The sequence below is a fragment of the Pseudomonadota bacterium genome (assembly GCA_026388315.1).
In the GTDB taxonomy this organism is placed as follows: domain Bacteria; phylum Desulfobacterota; class Syntrophorhabdia; order Syntrophorhabdales; family Syntrophorhabdaceae; genus MWEV01.
Map to the genome: position 1 here is coordinate 34,535 of JAPLKA010000128.1, position 21,446 is coordinate 55,980.

The window sequence follows — 21,446 nt, forward strand, 5'->3', positions numbered from 1 at the left end:
ACCCCAAGTACATTTGCCTTTTTTACTCCAAAAAAATAATTACTTGCCTATCGGTGTTCCTAAGTTCTTAATCTTATCCTGCATTTCAGGGCTCAATTGTTTCACAAGCTCCGCATTGTACGAACCGGTGGGCATTGGCTTTATACTTGGATCTCCGGTTGGATTATTAGTATATATATTAGTATTGATTATCTGCTGCGTTGCGACAGCATAAGAACGCGATTTCGCAGCGGGTGTTCCGTCTTTGACTGCCGGATCAACGTCGGTCGTGACGATTGAAATTGTATTGTCGCTGTTGAGGAAGATCTCAAAAGTGCGGAACTGCTGAGGGAAATCCCTTAATGATGAGGTTTCAACCTGCCAGAAACTATTTTCAGGGGTGGTACCGGAAAATGCTTTAACGTTATTTAAATGACGATGTCCAGCAATCCACATGATGAAATTCGGATGTTTTTGAAGTTCATTAATCAGATCCGTCTGGGATACAGCATTTCTATTATCGTTCCACCAACCAAGCTCGGAACCGGACTTTTCGACGCCTATCGGTACGTGCGCAGCGATGATCATGAGCTGACCGGCAGCCTGACCATCCGCAAGTTCTTTTTTAAGCCAGGCATAACGTGTCTGGTCAAGAAAGCCGTGCCCATGGATGTCGACAGAGCCATCGTCTTCCCTTTGGGTATCGTCGAGCACGATAACCCTGATCGGTATATTCGACTTCGGCGCGAAGCTATAACAGGCAAAGCCTTTTTCTTTGTTGGGGTCGACCAAGTTGAAACCGTGACCGACCGGATTTGAAGATGTTGTAAAAAATTCTTTCATCCACTCCGTTCTCAAAAGTGAACGGCGGTCCGGATCGGCTACAACCTTCGGAGCGCTGCTGAACTTTCCGACAGGTCCTGCGCCTACAATGTCACCGTAAGGAGTCGAACCATCGAGTACGCCCATATAGTAATCAGGTTTGCTTATGTTTCTCGGGTCGGCGAGGACATCTCCCGTAGCGATGACCGTGTCGCTGATGTATGATTGTCGAAGGAATGCGTTCACAGGGATTGAACCAATCCAGAAATGATCGTGGTTGCCGAGGGCCTGATACCAGGGGATCGTCTTATCAAGCCCTGCCGCCTTGTAAGGCTTCTGATAATCGATGGTGTCGGCTCCGACATGAGCACCGGAACTTGGGGTGATGACCTTGCCGTCAAGGACATCGATATACCACCTTAGTTCGTTGTACTGAGTGCTGTTGCAGGTGTCGCCCAGGGAGATGCCGAAATCAATCGGCGATTTTTTATGCAGGGCGTTTACCGTCTGAACGGCTGCGTCGAGAACATGAGTTGTATACGGCATAATCGGTGAATATATCGAAGTAACAAATGACCATGGCGCTTTGCCCATCGACGGGTAAATCAATTGTTGAAGATAGATCAACTGAGAAGGAGATTCTTTGTCGGTGATATGGATGTCGGTTATGGTAAAGAAATTCAAAAGTTTTGCTTTTTTAGTTACGGCTGAACCGTCATAAAGAGCCGGCATGATATCGGTTCGCTTTCCGTCATCGATACCTTTGCCATCCTTCCAGGCGCCATAGCCGTATTGATTGTATTTTGAAACCTCATCAAGAAGAATCGTCACCGAAGGTGTTGGGGCAGGCATGACCGTCCTCTGGCGCGTCGTAGAAATATCGGAAACAATCGGGTATCCTTCGAGCTGACTTTGATTTCTGACGACGCTTTTTGAACATCCCGATGAAGAGAAAATCAGCGTGCCCATTAAAAAGGCTAAACAGAACTTTTTGTATTCATAAGATGATTTCATAAAACTCCTCCTCCGTTACTGGGGCTTGCGTCGCCCCCTCTTCGAGCAAAGCCCGAAGAGACTTCCCTTCTCGCTCGCTGTGCGAGCTATTTCATAAATTGCCGCTAATGCACTTGCCTTCATACGTTATTAACCACTTTTCATTCAACTTTTGACAATATCTAATCATCCACAGGGCATTTTCGTTTTTTTCAATAGTAACCCTTTGATATTGATTTGATCTTCCCCTGAAATTTGATAAGAACTTGCTTTCCGTTAAAGGAAGTATAGGGTCGCCACGCTTGTATGTCAATGAAAAACTGGCCACAAAATGCGGGGTTGCGAGTTGATTTATACGTGACGGATATACCGAAGTTTTCATCCTCTTTAGAAATTGCTGCCTCTTTTTCACGATGCGTTATGATTGGATGTATTCATCCCGGGAGTAATCGGGGCCCCGATAAAGGTGATCGTCATTCGTTTCCGATTGAAAGTATGTAGTTTCGTCAACTTTACCAAATGCTTGGCTACAGCACGCGAGCGGTTGTGGATGTGCCTTCATCTGTGCTGACATTGGGGTTGTCTGTACCCGCTCCTCTACCAAAGCACAGAAAGTCCGCAGATCATCAAGAAGTATCTCAAAGTCCGGTTTCATATACTGGACGGTGTCCATCTCCATATATGATCTGAAGGATCGTAAGACGGCAATCTGTTTTGTCAGGGGTATGGGCTTTGGACGGACGGGCCATCCTAATATCTGACCCCCTATGGTTTCCCTTTGCTCTTCGTATCGCTGAATCTTTCCTTGAAGACAGGTGCAATGAGATTGTCCACCGGTGCGTAGTCATCGGTAATCACAACGGAGCGCCGGTTCCGGACCATATCATTCACAAGGGTTTCGGGAACGACTACCGATGTGACATCATCCTTCCACTTTGCCTTTGCGTAGACTTCAAAACTTTTCATATCCACATTGCCGGTGCTTGCTAATACGATAAACGTGGATCTCTTTTTGCGTTTAAAGTTAGGCTCTGTCGAAATAAGATGGACATTTTTCCCCCCAAAGACTTCCCGTAATGTCCTGATATAGGAAGGGAGGAAAGAGCCTTCGAGAAGCTTATCAATGATGTTTGTCATGACAATGCCGCCGGGATTCAGGATATTTTTAATCTGCTGAGCAAATTCCTTTGTGGTCAGGTGGTAAGGTATAGAAAGGTCATTGAAGGCGTCTGTCAGGATCAGATCGTATTTTTCGCTGCAATTCATGACAAACCATCGACCGTCGGTATTATATGATCTGATGCGTGTCCCTTTGTCCATCTCTTGTAGTTTATAGGCTATTTTTGTGACCTCAGGGTCTATCTCCACCACATCGATCTGCGCCTCCGGGTATCGCAGTTCCATGTATCTTGGGAAGACATAGCCGCCACCCCCGATGGAGAGGCTCTTGAAAGGTGTGGTCTTTTTGAATCTCCACCTCAGTACTTCATCATAGACCTGTTCGTATTCATACTCCATGTGGAAGGGATCAGAAGGCACAATATAGGCATGAACAAGATAGTCGAGCGCCATTGACAGGACCGGGGTCTCCCCGTCTTCGCTGGTCTCTTTGTTGACAAGTATGGTATAGTAGGCGCTTTCTTTGTAAAGATGGGCGCCTGGAAAAGGAGAAACGCTATAGACGAGCATATAGAGGACAAAAAGTGAAGGGATTGCGGCTATAAGAAAGACTATGAGCACCTTCATGGGTCTCAGGAGCCCCCCCGTCAGAGCTGCCATGAGGATTAAAAGAACACCTGTGAAAAAGATGATTGCTCTCATGTCTACCGTTCCCACAAGAAAGAAGCCGGCAGCAAAAGTACCTGCGATGGCCCCCAGCGTTGAAAAGGCATACATCTTCCCGATTGTATCGCCTGTTCTGGAAAGGTTTTTCAAGGTCAGCCTCACTGCCACCGGGGAAATTGTGCCCAATACGCACGCAGGGATAAAAAAGATGATTGCGGTAACGAGAAGAATCATTGCCATAAACGGCAGAGGAATGTCATATGTCATAGCATGGTCTGTTATAGGCACTATCAAAAGGACCATAATGCCGGACACAAGGAGGATGATGTCCAGGGTCTTCCTCAGGGGAAACCGGTCGGCAATTTTACCGCCGATATATGCACCAAGGCTGATGCCCGCAAGAATTACCCCTATGATGCTTGTCCATGTGTAGATTGACACCCCGAGATAAGGGGCCAGCATGCGACCTGCTATAATTTCTATTACCATGGTGCAGAGGCTGGCAATAAATACGATAATGTAGGATTCAAGAGTCTTCATGGTTTGCCCTGATCCCGGAGATTCTCACAGTTGCACCGGGGGTACAGCCGGATTACCTTGATCGGGAAGCATTATATCCACATATCATATCAAACTGTAGCCATGCAATGGGAAAATTGTCCTGCCTGCGTGCTTCTTGCACAGATAATTTTAAGATGATTTTAAATTATATTGACATGAAAAACACAGCTCGGTACAATTGAGAAATTTAATATAAGGAGGCATGCAGCAATGAAAAAACTGATCCTATTGGCAGTATTATTTACCTTTGCAATGGTGTGTTCTACGGAAAGTTTTGCCCGTACAATACCCCAAACCTCACAAACTGAATCTCAGCAGGCAGGAGCACAAAAACAGATGTTTGCTCAGGATGAAGGAGATGCGCCGAAAAAGGCAAAGAAGGCTAAGAAGGATAAGAAGGAAGATAAAAAACCAGCTAAGAAGTCGGCCAAGAAGGCCAAGAAAGACGAAGATTAGGCCGAGGTTGTTTCCGGCGTGACTCCGCGCGAGATGTGAAACCTTCATATAACAAGGTCTGGTTTGGCTTTTTAGCATATTTCAGCAGTTGTAGACACTGTGTCTACAACTGCTTTTTTTTTGCACAATAGGCGCCCGAAGTTAATAACAGATAAAATCGCTGCGTTGATTTGAGATGGTTTGCATTATTATATGGAGGTTTAACTATCCACCATTCACTGCCTTTATAAGATCGGGGCAGCATTCATAGCTGACAGCAAAGACCATAGGCATTTAAAGCCAGTTAATTACCTTCTAAATTTCTCATTCTTCTTGAATAGATAGCCCCTTTGTGCTAATTTTAACGACAGCTAACAGCTTAATTTAAAAGAGGTCAAACAACACTATGGACTACAAAGACACATTGAATCTGCCAAAAACACCTTTTCCCATGAGGGGAAACCTGCCTGTTAAGGAAAAGGAGATGCTGAAATTCTGGGAAGAAAATAAGGTTTATCAGAAGCTTGTCTGGAAGAGCAAGGACAGCCCTTCTTTTATTCTCCATGACGGTCCTCCCTATGCGAACGGGAACATCCATCTCGGCACAGCGCTGAACAAGATTCTCAAAGACATTATTATCAAGTCAAAATTCATGTCCGGCTACAGGTCAGACTATGTGCCCGGCTGGGACTGTCATGGATTGCCCATAGAACATCAGATAGAAAAGCAGACCAAAGAAAAGAAGCTTTCTTTGTCAAAACTGGAGATACGGCATAAATGCAGGGCTTACGCAGAAGGTTTCATCGATATACAGAGAAATGAGTTTAAAAGGCTCGGGGTTTTAGGAGATTGGGAACATCCTTATATAACAATGGATTACGATTACCAGTCGACCATTATCGAGGAGTTGCAAAAGTTCTTCGAGAGGGGCGAGGTGTATAGAAAGAAAAAACCCGTTCACTGGTGTATGAGCTGCATGACGGCCCTTGCAGAGGCTGAAATAGAATATGAAACAAAGAAGTCCAACTCTATTTATGTAAAATTCCCTTATATTGGCGAGAGAAAAGAGACGTTTCCAAATTATCCGGAAAAACCGGTTTTTATGCTTATATGGACGACAACGCCCTGGACGCTGCCTGCAAACCTGGCCATAGCAATAAATCCTGATTTTACATACATCTCCGTTGAAACAGAAGATGCCGTGTTGATCGTGCTGAAAGACCTGCTCGAAGACATCACCGCACGGGCAGGCATAAAAGATTGTAAGGTAATAGAAGAGATTGAGCCTGAAAGGCTGAAGGGGCTCAAGTTCAGACATCCCTTTGTGGAGAGGGATTCTGTAATCGTATTTGCTGATTATGTGGCGAATGATACAGGAACAGGGTCTGTCCACATTGCGCCGGGGCATGGCGAGGAAGACTACGAGACTGGGCTTGAATATGGGCTTGATGTCTATTCGCCGGTGAATGGCAAGGGCGAATTCATTGATGAAGTTGAATTTTTTAGGGGGATGAATGTATTCGACAGCAATCCTCATGTCATAAAGAAGCTGGAAGAACTTGGCCGGCTCCTGCACAAGGAGGAGATCGAGCATTCCTACCCTCATTGCTGGCGGTGCAAAAAGCCGGTAATTTTCAGGGCAACGGAGCAGTGGTTTATATCCCTTGACAGGAACGGATTAAGGCAGAACGGACTTGCTGAGATAGACAGGGTGGAATGGGTACCCTCATGGGGAAGGGACCGCATATACAACATGCTTCTTATGAGGCCGGACTGGTGCATTTCACGCCAGAGAACGTGGGGCATTCCTATTACAATTTTTTACTGCGAACAGTGCGGGGAGCCATTCTGGAGCAAAGAAACATTCCAGAACGTAATCAAGGCAGTCAGGGAATACGGCGCCGACGTGTGGTTCGAGAAGGAATCGTCCTTTTTTCTGCCCGGAGATGCCAAATGTGGCCATTGTGGCAATGGGACGTTTATCAAAGAAGAAGACATTACTGATGTTTGGTTTGATTCCGGTGTGAGCTGGGCTGCTGTGTGCAAGAAGAGGGGAGAGCTGAAATATCCGGCAGATATGTACCTTGAAGGGAGCGACCAGCACCGCGGATGGTTTCACAGCTCACTTTTGACATCTGTGGGCAATGAGCGCCATGCCCCCTATAAAACCGTGCTGACACACGGTTTCGTTGTGGATGGCACAGGGCGGAAGATGTCCAAATCTCTTGGGAACGTTATCGCCCCTGAGGAGATTATCGAGAAATACGGAGCAGAGATCTTGCGGCTCTGGGTTACCTATGAAGATTACAGAGATGATATAAAGATTTCCAAGGATATTATAAACCGGCTCATCGAAACATACAGGAGGATACGGAATACGTTGAGATTCCTCCATGCGAATATAAACGATGACTTTAACCCTGAAACCGATGCTGTGCCATATGAAAAGCTGTCATCCCTTGACAAATGGATGCTGTCGAGGCTGAACAGGCTTATTGACAGGGTTTCCAATGCCTACAATGATTATTCCTTCCATACAATCTATCATAGTCTGCACAATTTCTGTGCTGTAGACCTGAGTGCGCTCTATCTCGACATTGTAAAGGACAGGATATATGTGGAAAACAAAAATGCTGTAAAAAGAAGGGCATCCCAGACGGTGATTCTTGAAACGCTCATTTCATTTGTGAAACTTCTGGCGCCTGTATTGTCATCCACCGCTGAAGAAATGTGGTCATATCTAAGAGGTTATGTAAAGGAAGAGAGCGTGTTCCTCGCAACATTCCCATCAGTGCGGAAGGAATACATCAATACGGAAATCGAGGAAGAATGGGCAAAGATATGGGACATGAGGGAGCTGATCAATAAAAAGATTGAAGAGAAAAGAGTGGAAAAGGTGATAGGCCATTCCCTTGATGCCAAAGTTGTTATCACTCTGCCGGAAAATGAGTACCTTTTATTAAAAAAAGTGGGCGAAGAACTGAAAGATATTATTATTGTGTCTCAGGTCGAACTTCAACAAGGGGATGAGGTAGACATTGCCGTCCGGAAGGCAGAGGGTGAAAAATGCGAACGATGCTGGCAGTATACGACGGAAATGACTATTTCTGAAAAATTCCCCCGCGTGTGTAAGAGATGCGAAAGTATCTTGTCTTCCTTGTAGTCCCGGCAATCTTTCTCATTGACAGGCTCACGAAGATACTCATTGTTCAAGATGTCGATTATCTCGGGAGTATCACCATTACCCCATTTTTTTCAATAGTCCATGCAAGAAATTATGGCGGGGCTTTCAGCCTGTTATCACAGCACCCCTTTGCAAAATATATCTTTACGCTCCTCCCTCTCGCTATTATCGGGGTTCTGATTTACGTTGTCCTTGCCTATCATTTTGAATTCTCGAAAAAGTTCTCATTAGTCTGCATACTCTCGGGCGCTATTGGCAATATATATGACAGATTAGCGCAAGGGTATGTGGTAGATTTTTTAGATTTCTATTATAACAGGTACCACTGGCCGGCATTCAATGTGGCGGATATTTCCATCTCATTCGGGATATGCCTGTGGTTGTACGTGGAGCTGACAGATTCGTTGAGAAAGGCCCGAAGGACGAGGAAGGCATGAAAATAAATCCTAAATCCCAATATCTAAATTCTAAACTTTGTTAATTTGAATTTTGTATATTTGTGCTTATTTGGAATTTGGTGCTTGGTGCTTGGTGTTTGAAATTTGAGGTTATCAGATGGATGACGAATTACTTGAAGAGGAAAAGAAATTGAGGCGGCTGCGCTTTATTGTGGATTTTGCCATTGAGTATATCCGGTCGCAGGATGTCTCCCATGATGAGGCCATTGCAATTGTGGAAGGCGTTAGGAAACATGCGTTGAAATTATTCCCAGGCAAAGACGAAGCCTTTGATATCATGTACATGCAGCGTTTTAAAAGATTATTGAATGAGAAGTATAAAAGAGCATGAAAGATACCATCATAAAAGAAATCAGAGAATTTACCGTTTTATCAGGGCATAATCGCTTAAAAACCGGTGATGCCGGATATTTTGATGAGCCGCTCGTGGGTTTTGCCAGTGGGTTTGACCCTCTTTTTCAGGAATACAAGAACATTATCGGGGAATTTCATTTTACTCCGAAAGAAGTTTTTGAAGATGAATTCGGGGACGGAAGCTTAACGAGAAGCACACTAACGGTGATCAGTTGGATTCTGCCGATAAGTGACACCGTTATTAAAAGCAACAGAAGGCAAAAACTTTTTCCTTCCAGGGAATGGGCACATACACGGTACTATGGAGAGTTTTTCAACAACGAATTAAAAAGACATGTGACGGATTTTTTGAAGGAGATGGGATACAGGAGTGTTGCGCCGTCATTAAGCAGAAAGTGGGAGCGTCTTTATGACCACAGGGTTGGACATGCATCAAGATGGTCCGAGAGGCATGCTGCATATGCCGCTGGATTGGGTACTTTCAGCCTCAGTGATGGCCTTATAACCGTTAGAGGGATTGCCGCCCACCGTGTCGGAAGTATTATTACAGAACTCGAGCTTGAGCCTGTTGTAAGACCTTACAAGGGTGTTTACGACTATTGTTTGAAAAAGAATGCAGGTACATGCGGTGTATGTATAAAACGTTGTCCGGCAGGTGCAATTACCGAAAACGGCCATAATAAAGATTTATGTTTTCAATACAGCCGTGAAAAAATCAGTCCGGCAGTCAATGAGAAATATGAAGTCTCCATAGCAGGGTGCGGCCTCTGCCAGACGAAGGTCCCATGCGAACGGACTATACCGTAAAAACCGTAAACCGTAAATTGTGAATAGTGAAAGGGGTAAGGGGTCAAGGGTTCAAGGGGAATAGCCTTCATTATCACGAAGAGAACTCATCTGAACCCAAATCTGTCATTGGGAAGGTGTCGGGGTATCCCGGAGCAAACCGTCGTGGAGGCGAGGAAGCTTGGCCTTTTGCATAAGCAAAAGTTCCGAAGCGGAACGCGAGCGAATGGAGCCGCCGGAGCGGAATGAGCGTGTTTGCGAGGGATTATCCGACACCGATAGTGATTCTAATGATAAATCCGGGTTGAACTATTTTATTGAAAAGTATGCACTTGTGTAATAATCTTCATGTATTAATGTAGGAAGCAATATTCTTCATTCTACATTCTTAATTCTACATTATCTTAGTGGAGGACATGATGAGATCGGATAGAATGAAAAAGGGGATTGAGAAAGCGCCCCACAGGAGTCTTCTGAACGCTTTGGGTTACCTCAGGGAGGAGCTTGAACAGCACATAGTCGGTGTTGTCAATTCTGCAAATGATTTAATCCCCGGACATATGCACCTTGATAAGATTTGTCAGGCCGTTAAAGACGGCGTAAGGATGGCTGGCGGAACGCCTATGGAATTTTCGACCATAGGGATCTGTGATGGTATCGCTATGGGCCATGAGGGCATGAAATACTCCCTGGGTTCAAGAGAATTGATATGCGACTCAGTGGAGGTTATGGCAAAGGCATACCCATTTGATGGTCTTGTTTTGATTCCCAATTGCGACAAGATAATTCCGGGGATGATGATGGCCGCAATGAGACTGAATATCCCCTGCATCATGATAAGCGGAGGGCCTATGCTTGCCGGACGGCATAAAGGGAAAATCGTGGATCTCATAACCGTATTTGAAGGGGTCGGAAAAGTGGCAGGAGGCCACATGACTGAGGAGGAACTCTATGAGCTGGAAGAGTGCGCATGCCCCGGAGCGGGATCATGCAGTGGCATGTTTACCGCAAACTCCATGAACTGTCTCTCAGAGGCACTGGGTATTGCACTTCCCGGCAACGGCACCATACCTGCGGTCCATTCAAACAGGATAAGGCTTGCCAAAAGAGCGGGCATTAAAATTCTTGAGCTTATAAAGAAAGACATTAAACCACGGGATGTGATGACAAGGGATGCCTTTAAGAATGCCATAACAGTGGATATGGCATTCGGCGGTTCTTCAAATACTGCACTCCATCTTCCTGCTATAGCACACGAGGGAGACATTACATTAGAACTTTCCCTTTTTGACGAAATTTCTGAAAAGGTGCCTCACTTATGTAACATGAGCCCTGCAGGCTCTCACCACCTTGAAGATTTGGATGATGCAGGCGGGGTATTTGCTATCATGAAAGAACTTTCCAAAAAGAACCTTATTCATAAAGAATGTCTAACGGTTGAGGGAAGAAAGGTAGGAGACATTCTGAAACTTGCGACAGTGAATGATACAACCGTAATAAGACCACTCGATAGTCCCTACCATGATAAGGGCGGTCTCGCTGTGCTGAGCGGCAGCCTTGCACCGGATGGCTCTATAGTAAAGAGGATCGGAGTATCAGAAAGTATATGGCATTTCGAAGGCAAGGCACGTGTGTTTGACAGTGAGGAAGAGGCAGGGGCGGCAATCATGGAAGGAAAAATATGGGCCGGAGATGCGGTGATCATACGGTACGAGGGACCAAAGGGTGGACCGGGCATGAGGGAAATGCTTACGCCTACAAGCATTCTTGCAGGAAGAGGGCTTGATACCGTCTGTGCTCTAATCACGGATGGGAGGTTTTCGGGTGGTACAAGAGGTCTCTGTGTAGGCCATGTATCCCCTGAGGCGGCTGAAGGCGGACCCATTGCATTTGTAAAAGATGGAGACAAAATAGAAATCGATCTTAATAAAAAGACAATCGATATCAATGTTCCAGAGAAAGAGATGGAAAAACGCAAGGCAGCATGGAAGAAACCTGAGCCCAAAATTAAGGAAGGATACATGGCACGGTACGCAAGGCTGGTAACAAGCGCAGCCACAGGGGCAGTTTTTAAAACGGATGAAGATTGATAACGGTATGCTTCTGTAATGAAACTTCAAGCTAAACTCTTAATCCTTTTTACCCTTGTCATTGCTATCTTTATTACGGGACTCCTCTATCTGAACAGTATCCAGATGAAGCAGGCGTATAAGCTCCATCTGGAAAAAGAGCAGGAGAAATTATTACTTTACAATGAAATCGTGAAGCTAAAAGGCATGTCCACGGAATACAAATCTTTTGATACTGCCTTCTGGAAGAAGATACTCGAAATAACAAACTGGAATATGCTGATGAGCATTATTTTTGTAGCGCTCCTGATGATCTTTCTCTTCATCACTTTAGCGAGGTGGGTAAACGTTCCCCTCAGTTTAATCGAAAAAAGCCTGAACAATGAAGACCCATTGCCCATAAAGCCTCTCCAGAATGACCGTTCAGAATTCGGCAGGCTTGCCACAATGATTCTCGGGTTTTTTCAGCAGAAAGAGGAATTGCAGGTTGCATATAAAGAGCTGCAAAAGATGGACAAAATGAAGACAGATTTTTTGTCCACGGTATCTCATGAACTGAGGACACCGCTTACTTCGGTTCTCGGATTTGCCGAGATCACGAAGAAGAAATTGAAGGAGACTATTTTCCCTCAGATTACATCTGACGACAAAAAGGTGCAAAAGGTGATTTCACAGGTCAGCAATAACCTTGAAATCATAGCAGCAGAAGGTAACAGATTGGCGACATTGATAAATGATCTCCTCGATATTGCAAAGATGGAGGCGGGGAAGGTTGAGTGGAAACGCAGTCCTTTTTCCGTGGAAGATGTTGTAGACCATGCAACGGCCGCAACGATGGCGCTTTTCAAAGAGAGAAAAATCCATCTTATCAAAGAGGTTGAGCCTGGTCTGCCGGAAGTGACAGGAGATAGAGACAGGGTCATTCAGGTAGTGATAAACCTCATTTCAAATGCCTCGAAATTTACAGAAGAAGGTTTCGTAAAGTGCAAGGCAGCCAGGAGAGAAGACGAAATTGTTATCAGCATAATCGACTCCGGAATGGGTATCCCGAAAGAAGACCATGCAAAAATATTCGAAAAGTTCAGACAGGCAGGTGATGTACTCACGGGTAAGCCTATGGGAACAGGTCTTGGCCTTACCATATGTAAACAGATTGTGGAACATCATGGGGGAAAAATTTGGGTTGAGAGTGAGCCGGGCGAAGGAAGCTCCTTTTCATTCACCTTGCCTCTCAGTACTCAAATATAAACCGGAGGCGGAAGTATAAATGGCCCAAGTGAAAATCAGCAGGATTCTTTCCAAGGGTGATGTGGTTTCGTGCATTTATGCTGTTATAAATTCGCTGAGACTTTCCTTGAGGATAGAGGATGCCGCCAATAATGTGCTCATAGGTAGTAACGATATTCACCCTTCTTCAAGTTTTCCTATAACATGCGGGGATGAGGTAATAGGATGGGTAAAAGGTGATGAGATGGCATCGATTGTAGCATCGTTCCTCAATATCCTTGCAAATGCAGAATTTGAAAAGAAGGTTTTAGCTCAGGAGGCTTTGAGCAAATACAAGGAATTAGCGATGCTCTACGATTTTACAGAGAGGATAGCTACCTGCCGGAGCAAAAAAGAGGTCGGACAATTAGTAGTTGAAGAGGCCCGTAAATTTATTAATGGAGATAACATATCGATTATGTTGATTGACGATGAATCGCAGACGATGGAGATAATCGCTGCATCAGGGAGTGAGGTATATCCCAAAATCAAACTGAAAGCAGGAGAGGGCATAGCTGGTAGCGTGATACTGAGCGGAAAGGCCCAGATAATAAATGATGTGAGTTCCGATCCGAGATATAAAGCGGGGAAAAACAAGGTTTCTTCTTTGGTGTGTGCCCCTTTGAAGATAAACGACAGGGTTCTGGGAGTCATCAATATAAGCAGCGAAGTGCCGTATCAATATTCATCGATGGATTTAAAACTATTTTCTGCTCTTGCCCTGCAAGCGGCAGTATCCATAGAAAACGCAATCTTTTATGAAAACTTAAGAGAAACTTTTATTACCACGATACAAACACTTGCTGAGACAGTTGAAAAGAGGGATCGTTATACGGGTGGCCATATAACGAGGGTTATGAACTATAGCACCCTTATCGGACATGAGCTTGGCCTTTCTGATGAAGAGATGCAGCGCCTTGTTTTTGCTGCAATACTCCATGATATCGGAAAGATAGGCATAAGAGATATGATTTTACTCAAGACCGGAAAGCTTACCGATGAAGAATATGCGGAGATTAAAAAACATCCAATTTATGGGGAAGAGATATTAAAGCCTATAAAACAGCTTAAAAACATCATCCCTGGCATAAAACAGCACCATGAGCGGTTTGACGGGAGTGGTTATCCGGAAGGGCTGAGAAAGGATGACATAGATATGATTGCACGTATCATCTCTGTTGCTGATACATTCGATGCTATGACAACAAACAGACCATATGGATATTGTAAAACCTTTGATGAAACCTTTGAAGAGCTCGAGAAGAATGTCGGGACACAGCTTGATCCCGACGTGGTTGCAGCCTTTTTGCGGGTATACGAAAAGAATAAAACGCTAAGTCTGGAGGCGTAATATGCCAAGAATATTGATAGTTGACGATGAGCCCCACATAAGGCTCCTCCTCGAACAAACCATGGAAGAGCTTGAAGACGAGGGCGTGGAGTTACTGACCGCCAGCAATGGAATTGATGCCCTTAGCATCATTAAGGAAAAAAAACCTGAACTGATTTTCATCGATGTGATGATGCCGGGTATGAGCGGTTTCGAGGTGTGTAACAAGGTTAAAAATGAATTGGGTATGAAGGAATTGTACATGATCATGCTCACGGCAAAAGGACAGGAAGTAGACAGGGAGCAGGGGATTAAGTCAGGTGCAGACATCTATATGACGAAGCCATTCAATCCCGACGATGTATTAAAAAAAGCACGAGAAGTGTTGGGATTAGTATAAAGTGAAAAGTGAAAAATAGAAGACAGGGGTCGGGAAGCAGGGGTCAGGTAGCCGCAGGCTTCAGCCTGCGTACTGACAGCCGACAACTGACAGCTAAAAGCTGAAGACAGGAAACAGGGGTTAGGAAGTTCTTGACAACTGACAGCCGACCCCTGATCCCTGACAACTGAAGGCAGGTGGATACATGGATGCTAAGATTATTGATGAAATAGTACAGATTGTAGGAAAGAAAAATGCCCTTACAGCGCTGGAGGACAGAAAGTGCTATTCATACGATGCAAGGACAGATGGCGTAGCGCCGGACATGGTTGTATTCCCTTCCTCTGCAGAAGAGGTTTCGCAGATACTCATCCTGGCAAACAGGCATGTATTCCCGGTGATCCCGAGAGGGCAGGGGACAGGTCTTACCGGCGGTTCTGTTCCTGTGAACGGAGGTGTTGTACTTGTATTTACAAGGATGAACAAAATCCTCGAGATTGACACGGAAAACCTTATTGCTATAGTTGAGCCCGGTGCAATCACCTTCGAGATTCAGGAGGAAGTGGCAAGGTATGGACTTTTCTACCCCCCTGATCCGGCCTCTTACAAGTATTCAAGTATAGGGGGAAATGCTGCTGAGTGTGCGGGTGGGCCAAATTCATTGAAGTATGGTGTTACGAGGGATTATGTCCTTGGACTGGAGGTTGTCCAACCTACCGGTGAGATTATAAATACCGGTGTAAAAACCATGAAGGGTGTGGTCGGTTACGACTTAACGAGGCTTTTTGTGGGGAGTGAGGGTACTTTGGGTGTTATCACAAAGATTATTTTAAAGCTCGTCCCCCTGCCTGAAGCAAAGGCAACGATACTGGCCCTTTTCAGAGAGGTAGAAGAGGCAGCAGAGTCAGTTTCTGCTATAATTGCCGCCCGGATTGTACCATCAGCCATTGAATTCATGGATAAGGCATCTATTAAATGCAGTGAGCAGGCAAATCCCATGGGTTTTCCTGAAGGATTAGGGGGATTGTTGCTGATTGAGGTTGATGGTGACAATGAATCCATTCAATCACAGGCCAAAAAGGTACAGAAGATTATTCTTGAGAAGAATGCTGTTCAGTGTACCATGACTCAGGACCCGAAGGAAGCGGATACGCTATGGAAGGCGAGACGGACCCTTTCCCAGGCAACATATAATTTGAATCCTGTGAAGATAGCTGAGGATGTGGTGGTGCCGCGCTCCAAAATTCCGACCCTCATCCGGGCGCTTGAAGAGATGGAGAAGAGGTTTGGCATCCCGATTTTGAGCTTTGGACATGCAGGCGACGGGAATTTTCATGTGAGCATCATGATCAAAGATACCCCTGAAGACAGAGAAAAGGCGGAAGAGGCGGTAAAAGAGATTTTTACTGAAACAATAAGGCTCGGCGGTACCCTCTCAGGCGAACACGGGATAGGTCTTTCCAAGGCAGCCTATCTGGGGATGGAACTTTCGCCTGAGGTGATGAACACCATGAAAAAGATTAAAAGGCTTTTTGATCCGAATAATATCCTCAATCCTGGCAAAATATTTGCGGTGTGAATGTATCAACCTTGTATCTCTGCTTAAAGCGAGACATTGAAAAATATTATTCATAAAAAAAATTGCAAAAACGTTTGGTTTATGATAATAAAGTATGTGAAATAATTCTTTTGGCTAGACCAAAAAGGGGTTAGAAGATGGTTGATTTTAATTATACCATACTTATTCAGTTTGCAAATTTTCTTGTCCTTCTTTTCCTTTTGAACATCTTATTGTTCAAACCGGTTTTGAAGGCTATAGGCAAACGTGACGTCACAATCAGCTCTCTTTTTGGAAAGTCGCAGGACATCAGGGAAGACCTTGGCAATCTCGAAAGATCCTACGATGAAAAAATAAAGGAAAGAAAAAGGCCAATCCTTGAATCAAAGGATGCCCTGCTGAACGAGGCCCGCACCAATTCAATGCACATTATTGAAAAGACAAGGGTTGAATTGTCTGATGAACTCACACGCTCAAAAGCCGAAATAGAACAGGAAAGCAAGAAGATTTACGATTCGTTGAACATGGAAGTAGAAAGGCTTTCCACAGAAGTCGCGCAGAAGATATTGAAAAGGAGTTTTTAATGACTGGTGGCCCTGAATCCATATGGTCCTGGGTTTTTAAATTTGTCAATTTTTTTGTTCTCGTAGCAGTTCTTATAAAGTTTGCCGGGAAGCCTTTGAAGGATTATCTTGTAAACCGTCACCAGACAATCAAAGATAAGCTTGAAGAGGCTGAGAAGCTGCTGAGAGAGGCGGAAGCCTTAAGGGTTGAGTATGAGAAAAAAATCGCAAAGCTTGATGAAGAAGTCGATGCATTCAAAAAGGCTGTGATTGCAGAGGCCGAAAAGGAAAAGAAAAAGATACTGGATGATGCGGCGAAGTACGCATCAAAAATAAAGGAACAGGCAAGACTTACTTACGAACAGGAAGCAAAAGAAGTGGTGGATAAAATAAGAGAAGAAATTGCAAGGCAGACAATAGAAAAGGCACAAAATATTGTGATGGGAAAACTCACAAAAGATGACCACAACAGGATGGTGGATGAGTTTATAGAAAAATTGAGGAGCATGAATTGATAAGCCAATCCATTGCAAAAAGATATGCAAGAGGTCTCTTTGCCGTCGGTGAAAAGGATGGAAAATACCGTGAATACTACAAAGAACTTGATGCCATTCTGGGGTATTTTAAGGAAGAGCCGAAGCTTGGAAATGCCCTTATGCTTCCGATCACGGAGATGAGAAAACGTAAAGAACTTCTTGGAGATGTGATGAGGGCATTTGGTGCATCTCTCCCGCTGGCCAATATATTCAGCATGCTGCTTGAAAATAACAGAATGTTGTACCTCCCTCTCATTAAAGATGTTTACGGGGAGCTTATAGACGACAAAGAAGGCAGGGTCAGGGGAACGTTATCGTCGGCATACCCCCTTGATGACAGTACAAAGTTGCGCATAGAAGAGGTTTTGAAAGAGAAATTACATAAGGAAGTAGTTCTATCTGCGGTTGAAGATAAATCGCTGATGGGTGGGGTGAAGGTTGTCATTAAAGGAACAATAATAGACGGCAGCGCAAAAAGACAGCTTGAGTTACTGAAGGAAAATATCTTGAAGGAGTAGAGCGTATGGAGATTAGGGCAGATGAGATAAGCAGGATCATAGAGCAGAAGATTTCAGGGTTTGAAAGAGAGATCGATCTGCAGGAGACCGGTGTAATAATCTCTATTGGTGACGGTATTGCAAGGATTTACGGGCTTGAAAATGCAATGGCAGGTGAACTCCTTGAATTCCCGCATAACATCACAGGAATGGTTCTCAATCTCGAAGAGGATAATATCGGCGCCGTTGTTTTTGGTGAAGATTATAAGATAAAAGAGGGTGATCTGGCGAAGAGGACCGGAAAGATCGCCCGAGTTCCTGTTGGTGAGGCATTGGTCGGAAGGGTTGTTGACGGCCTTGGAGAGCCTATAGATGGAAAAGGTCCTATTGAGACAACAGAATACAGAAATGTTGAACAGAATGCCCCGGGCGTTGTGGTAAGGCAGCCCGTGAAAGAACCGATTCAAACGGGAATAAAGGCTATCGATGCCATGATACCTATCGGCAAAGGCCAGAGGGAATTAATCATCGGTGACAGGGGGACAGGCAAAACCGTTGTTGCTATCGACACAATAATAAATCAGAAAGGTAACGATGTTTTTTGTATCTATGTTGCTATCGGGCAGAAAAGATCGTCTGTTGCGAGAACCGTAGATTTACTTAGCAGCTATGGCGCTATGGAATATACAACGGTTGTGGCTGCAACTGCAAGCGATCCGGCGCCTCTCCAGTATCTTGCCCCTTTTTCGGGTACTGCAATGGGTGAGTATTTCAGGGATACAGGAAGACATGCACTGATTGTGTATGATGATCTTTCAAAACATGCCGTTGCTTACAGACAATTATCGCTTTTATTAAGAAGACCGCCCGCAAGGGAGGCATACCCAGGTGATATTTTTTATCTCCACTCACGGTTGCTTGAACGGTCGGCCAAGTGGGACGATGAGCACGGCGGTGGATCACTCACGGCACTTCCTGTTATTGAAACACAGGCAGGAGACGTTTCTGCATACATACCGACAAACGTTATTTCCATAACAGACGGGCAGATTTATCTTGAACCGGAACTCTTTTATGCCGGTGTAAGACCTGCAATCAATGTCGGTATCTCTGTATCGCGGGTTGGAGGCAATGCACAGATAAAAGCCATGAAGCAGGTGGCCGGACGCTTGAGAATCGAACTTGCACAGTACAGGGAAATGGCAGCTTTTGCCAAGTTCGGAAGTGATCTCGACAAGACTACCCAGGCGCTCCTTGCCAGGGGTTCGCGTCTCACAGAACTCCTTAAACAGGGGCAGTACGTTCCAGTCCCCGTAGAAAAACAGGTTGTGCTCATGTACGCAGGTGCAAACGGATATATTGATACATACCCTGAAAGCGCACTCAGGAAGTATGAGCAGGAGATGCTTCAGTTTGTTGAAGAAAAGCACCCCGATCTTTATACAGACATTAGAATAAAGAAACAGATCGATTCATCGATCGATGAAAAACTTGTCAGAGTTCTTGAAGAATTCAAGAAACAGTTTACATACTAAGGGCATTCAATGGCGACATTAAGGGATATAAAGAGGAAGATAAGCAGTATAGAAAGTACCAGGACCATTACCAGGACAATGAAAATGGTCTCTGCTTCCAAATTGAGAAGGGCGCAGGATGAACTGGATAAGATACGGGCTTATGCTTTAAAAATAGAGGAATTAACGGGCCGTGTCATTGCAAACGTGCCTCCGGAGAGCCACCCGCTTCTGGCGGAGAGGGAGCAGATAAAAAAGGTGCTTATTGTTTCGATAGCATCTGACAGAGGCCTATGCGGTGGATTCAATGTCAACATAGGTATAAAGGCGGAAAACTTTGTTGCACAAAACAGGGATAAGTACGAAAGGATCGCGGTTTATGCTGTTGGAAAGAAGGTTAAAGATTACCTCCAGCGACGGAAAGTTGAGGTTATTAAAGATTTGACTGACATGAAAAAGGTTGATAAGGGAATAGTTGATTCAATAGCATCTGATCTTATAAGGTATTACACAGAGGGAGAATTTGATAAAATCTATCTGGAATATACCCACTTCCTGTCGCCTGTTAAACAATTAGTGATGTTTGATGAATTTCTCCCCATAAAAGCATCTCATATATACGAAGACACAGAATATCTCTATGAGCCGGATAAAAATAAAATCATTGAGAAGCTAATCCCGAGATACATAAGCACAAAGATATATTTTGCAATACTTAATTCTCAGACATCAGAGCACGGGGCAAGGATGAGTGCAATGGAAAATGCAACGAACAACAGTGGTGAGATGATAGATAATCTTACCCTTATCTATAATAAACGAAGACAGGAAAGCATAACCAATGATATGATGGACATCGTTGGTGGTGCTGAGGCTTTGAGAGGAACATAGAGGAACTTTAAAAATTTCATTGAAGTTCTGCTATGAATAGCTGAACTGCTTAAAAGGAGGAGCATAGATGAGCGTGGAGGTAAAAGGAAAAATCGTTCAGGTCATAGGAACAGTTGTGGATATAAGGTTTCCCTCTGACAACCTTCCGCCTATATTCGGAGCGGTATATATTACGAACCCTACAATAAGCGATAAGCCTGAGAATCTTGTGCTTGAGGTTGCTCAGCACATCGGAGACAGCACATTGCGCTGCATAGGAATGGAAACAACCGATGGGCTTTCGCGTGGCCAGGAAGCAGTATATAGAGGCGCCCAGATAAGCATCCCCGTCGGTAAGGAGATTCTCGGAAGGGTGCTGAACGTCATAGGGGAACCTGTGGATGGTCGAGGTCCTGTTGTAACAGAGATGAAATATCCCATACACAGACCTGCGCCTTTGCTTACCCAGCAGAATACGAAGATTGAGCTTCTTGAAACGGGCGTTAAGGTTATTGACCTCCTTGAGCCATATTCAAAAGGTGGAAAAGTCGGACTCTTTGGTGGCGCCGGTGTTGGCAAAACAGTTCTTATAATGGAAATGATCCATAATATTGCCATACACCATGGCGGTATATCCGTATTTGGCGGTGTTGGAGAGAGAACGAGGGAAGGCAACGACCTCTGGTTGGAAATGAAGCAATCAGGCGTTATTGAAAAATGTGCACTTATCTATGGTCAGATGACAGAAGTGCCGGGTGCACGTGCCAGAATAGGGCTCACAGCACTGACAGCAGCAGAATACTTCAGGGATGAGGCAGGCCAGGATGTGCTCCTCTTTATTGATAACATATTCCGTTTCACGCAGGCCAACTCAGAAGTTTCTGCTTTGCTCGGCAGGATGCCTTCGGCAGTTGGTTACCAGCCGACCCTTGCAACAGACCTTGGGGAGCTGGAAGAAAGGATTACTTCAACACTAAAAGGATCTATTACCTCTGTTCAGGCTGTTTATGTGCCTGCAGACGACTTGACTGACCCGGCCCCGGCAACGACCTTTGCCCACCTCGATGCCACTACAGTTCTGTCAAGACAGATTTCAGAGCTCGGTATATATCCTGCCGTAGACCCCCTTGATTCCACAAGCCGGATTCTTGATCCCAAAGTAGTAGGTGAAGAACATTATGCAGTGGCGCGTGAGGTCCAGAGGATTCTTCAGAAATACAAGGATTTGCAGGATATTATTTCAATCCTCGGTATGGATGAGCTTTCAGAAGATGACCGGCTTGTTGTTGCCAGGGCAAGAAGGATACAGAGATTTCTATCCCAGCCTTTCTTTGTGGCAGAGGCCTTCACCGGGCAGCAGGGCAGATACGTTTCAATAAAAGATTCGATTAAAGGTTTTAGTGAAATCATCGCAGGCAAACACGATGAATTGCCTGAACAGGCATTCTATATGGTAGGAACCATTGAAGAGGCCGTTGAGCAGGCGAAAAAGCTTATGGGAGATTAA

General features: G+C 44.8%; 17 protein-coding genes and 1 pseudogene. 16 read left to right on the top strand and 2 right to left on the bottom strand.

What is annotated here, in order from left to right:
• Positions 1 to 39 precede the first annotated feature (39 nt).
• Both NTX75_18480 and NTX75_18485 read right to left on the bottom strand, forming a co-directional pair.
• Complete coding sequence (locus tag NTX75_18480) at positions 40 to 1,815, bottom strand: TIGR03768 family metallophosphoesterase (GenBank protein MCX5818203.1); 1,776 nt, start codon at positions 1,813 to 1,815, stop codon at positions 40 to 42.
• 744 nt (positions 1,816 to 2,559) lie between these two features.
• On the bottom strand, positions 2,560 to 4,119 hold the full coding sequence (locus NTX75_18485) for a fused MFS/spermidine synthase (protein ID MCX5818204.1): 1,560 nt from the start codon (positions 4,117 to 4,119) through the stop codon (positions 2,560 to 2,562).
• 231 nt (positions 4,120 to 4,350) lie between these two features.
• Between NTX75_18485 and NTX75_18490 the strand changes: the two genes are divergently transcribed.
• The 16 genes and pseudogenes from NTX75_18490 (at position 4,351) to atpD (ending at position 21,446) form a co-directional block, all read left to right on the top strand.
• Positions 4,351 to 4,596 carry a hypothetical protein gene (locus NTX75_18490; protein ID MCX5818205.1) on the top strand — a complete coding sequence of 82 codons (246 nt, stop codon included), beginning with the start codon at positions 4,351 to 4,353 and terminating at the stop codon, positions 4,594 to 4,596.
• 385 nt (positions 4,597 to 4,981) lie between these two features.
• A complete protein-coding gene (gene ileS, locus NTX75_18495; GenBank protein ID MCX5818206.1) occupies positions 4,982 to 7,738 on the top strand; it encodes an isoleucine--tRNA ligase in 2,757 nt (918 codons plus the stop codon).
• Positions 7,711 to 8,196 (top strand): signal peptidase II, encoded by a 486-nt coding sequence (gene lspA, locus NTX75_18500; GenBank protein MCX5818207.1) that lies wholly within the window; start codon positions 7,711 to 7,713, stop codon positions 8,194 to 8,196. The genes ileS and lspA overlap by 28 nt, the downstream gene beginning before the upstream one ends.
• A 118-nt stretch (positions 8,197 to 8,314) precedes the next feature.
• On the top strand, positions 8,315 to 8,548 hold the full coding sequence (locus NTX75_18505) for a hypothetical protein (protein ID MCX5818208.1): 234 nt from the start codon (positions 8,315 to 8,317) through the stop codon (positions 8,546 to 8,548).
• A complete protein-coding gene (locus NTX75_18510; GenBank protein ID MCX5818209.1) occupies positions 8,545 to 9,378 on the top strand; it encodes an epoxyqueuosine reductase in 834 nt (277 codons plus the stop codon). The genes NTX75_18505 and NTX75_18510 overlap by 4 nt, the downstream gene beginning before the upstream one ends.
• Before the next feature lie 398 nt (positions 9,379 to 9,776).
• Positions 9,777 to 11,447, top strand: coding sequence for a dihydroxy-acid dehydratase (gene ilvD / locus NTX75_18515; protein MCX5818210.1), 1,671 nt, complete (start codon positions 9,777 to 9,779; stop codon positions 11,445 to 11,447).
• Between the two features lie 489 nt (positions 11,448 to 11,936).
• A pseudogene (locus NTX75_18520) lies at positions 11,937 to 12,659 on the top strand (HAMP domain-containing sensor histidine kinase).
• Between the two features lie 34 nt (positions 12,660 to 12,693).
• On the top strand, positions 12,694 to 14,043 hold the full coding sequence (locus NTX75_18525) for an HD domain-containing protein (GenBank protein ID MCX5818211.1): 1,350 nt from the start codon (positions 12,694 to 12,696) through the stop codon (positions 14,041 to 14,043).
• Position 14,044: 1 nt separating this feature from the next.
• Entirely contained in the window at positions 14,045 to 14,422 is a 378-nt protein-coding gene (locus NTX75_18530; GenBank protein MCX5818212.1) for a response regulator, read from the top strand.
• A 184-nt stretch (positions 14,423 to 14,606) separates the two neighbouring features.
• Positions 14,607 to 15,980, top strand: coding sequence for an FAD-binding protein (locus tag NTX75_18535; protein MCX5818213.1), 1,374 nt, complete (start codon positions 14,607 to 14,609; stop codon positions 15,978 to 15,980).
• 137 nt (positions 15,981 to 16,117) lie between these two features.
• Positions 16,118 to 16,543, top strand: a complete 426-nt coding sequence (locus NTX75_18540; protein MCX5818214.1) for a hypothetical protein — start codon at positions 16,118 to 16,120, stop codon at positions 16,541 to 16,543.
• Positions 16,543 to 17,037 carry an ATP synthase F0 subunit B gene (locus NTX75_18545; protein MCX5818215.1) on the top strand — a complete coding sequence of 165 codons (495 nt, stop codon included), beginning with the start codon at positions 16,543 to 16,545 and terminating at the stop codon, positions 17,035 to 17,037. Before NTX75_18540 ends, NTX75_18545 begins: the two co-directional genes overlap by 1 nt.
• Complete coding sequence (gene atpH, locus NTX75_18550; GenBank protein MCX5818216.1) at positions 17,034 to 17,576, top strand: ATP synthase F1 subunit delta; 543 nt, start codon at positions 17,034 to 17,036, stop codon at positions 17,574 to 17,576. The genes NTX75_18545 and atpH overlap by 4 nt, the downstream gene beginning before the upstream one ends.
• Positions 17,577 to 17,581: 5 nt before the next feature.
• The gene (gene atpA / locus NTX75_18555) at positions 17,582 to 19,090 is read left to right on the top strand and encodes a F0F1 ATP synthase subunit alpha (protein ID MCX5818217.1); all 1,509 of its coding nucleotides are present in this window, start codon (positions 17,582 to 17,584) and stop codon (positions 19,088 to 19,090) included.
• A 9-nt stretch (positions 19,091 to 19,099) separates the two neighbouring features.
• Positions 19,100 to 19,960 (top strand): ATP synthase F1 subunit gamma, encoded by an 861-nt coding sequence (gene atpG, locus NTX75_18560; protein MCX5818218.1) that lies wholly within the window; start codon positions 19,100 to 19,102, stop codon positions 19,958 to 19,960.
• Between the two features lie 67 nt (positions 19,961 to 20,027).
• A complete protein-coding gene (gene atpD / locus NTX75_18565) occupies positions 20,028 to 21,446 on the top strand; it encodes a F0F1 ATP synthase subunit beta (protein ID MCX5818219.1) in 1,419 nt (472 codons plus the stop codon).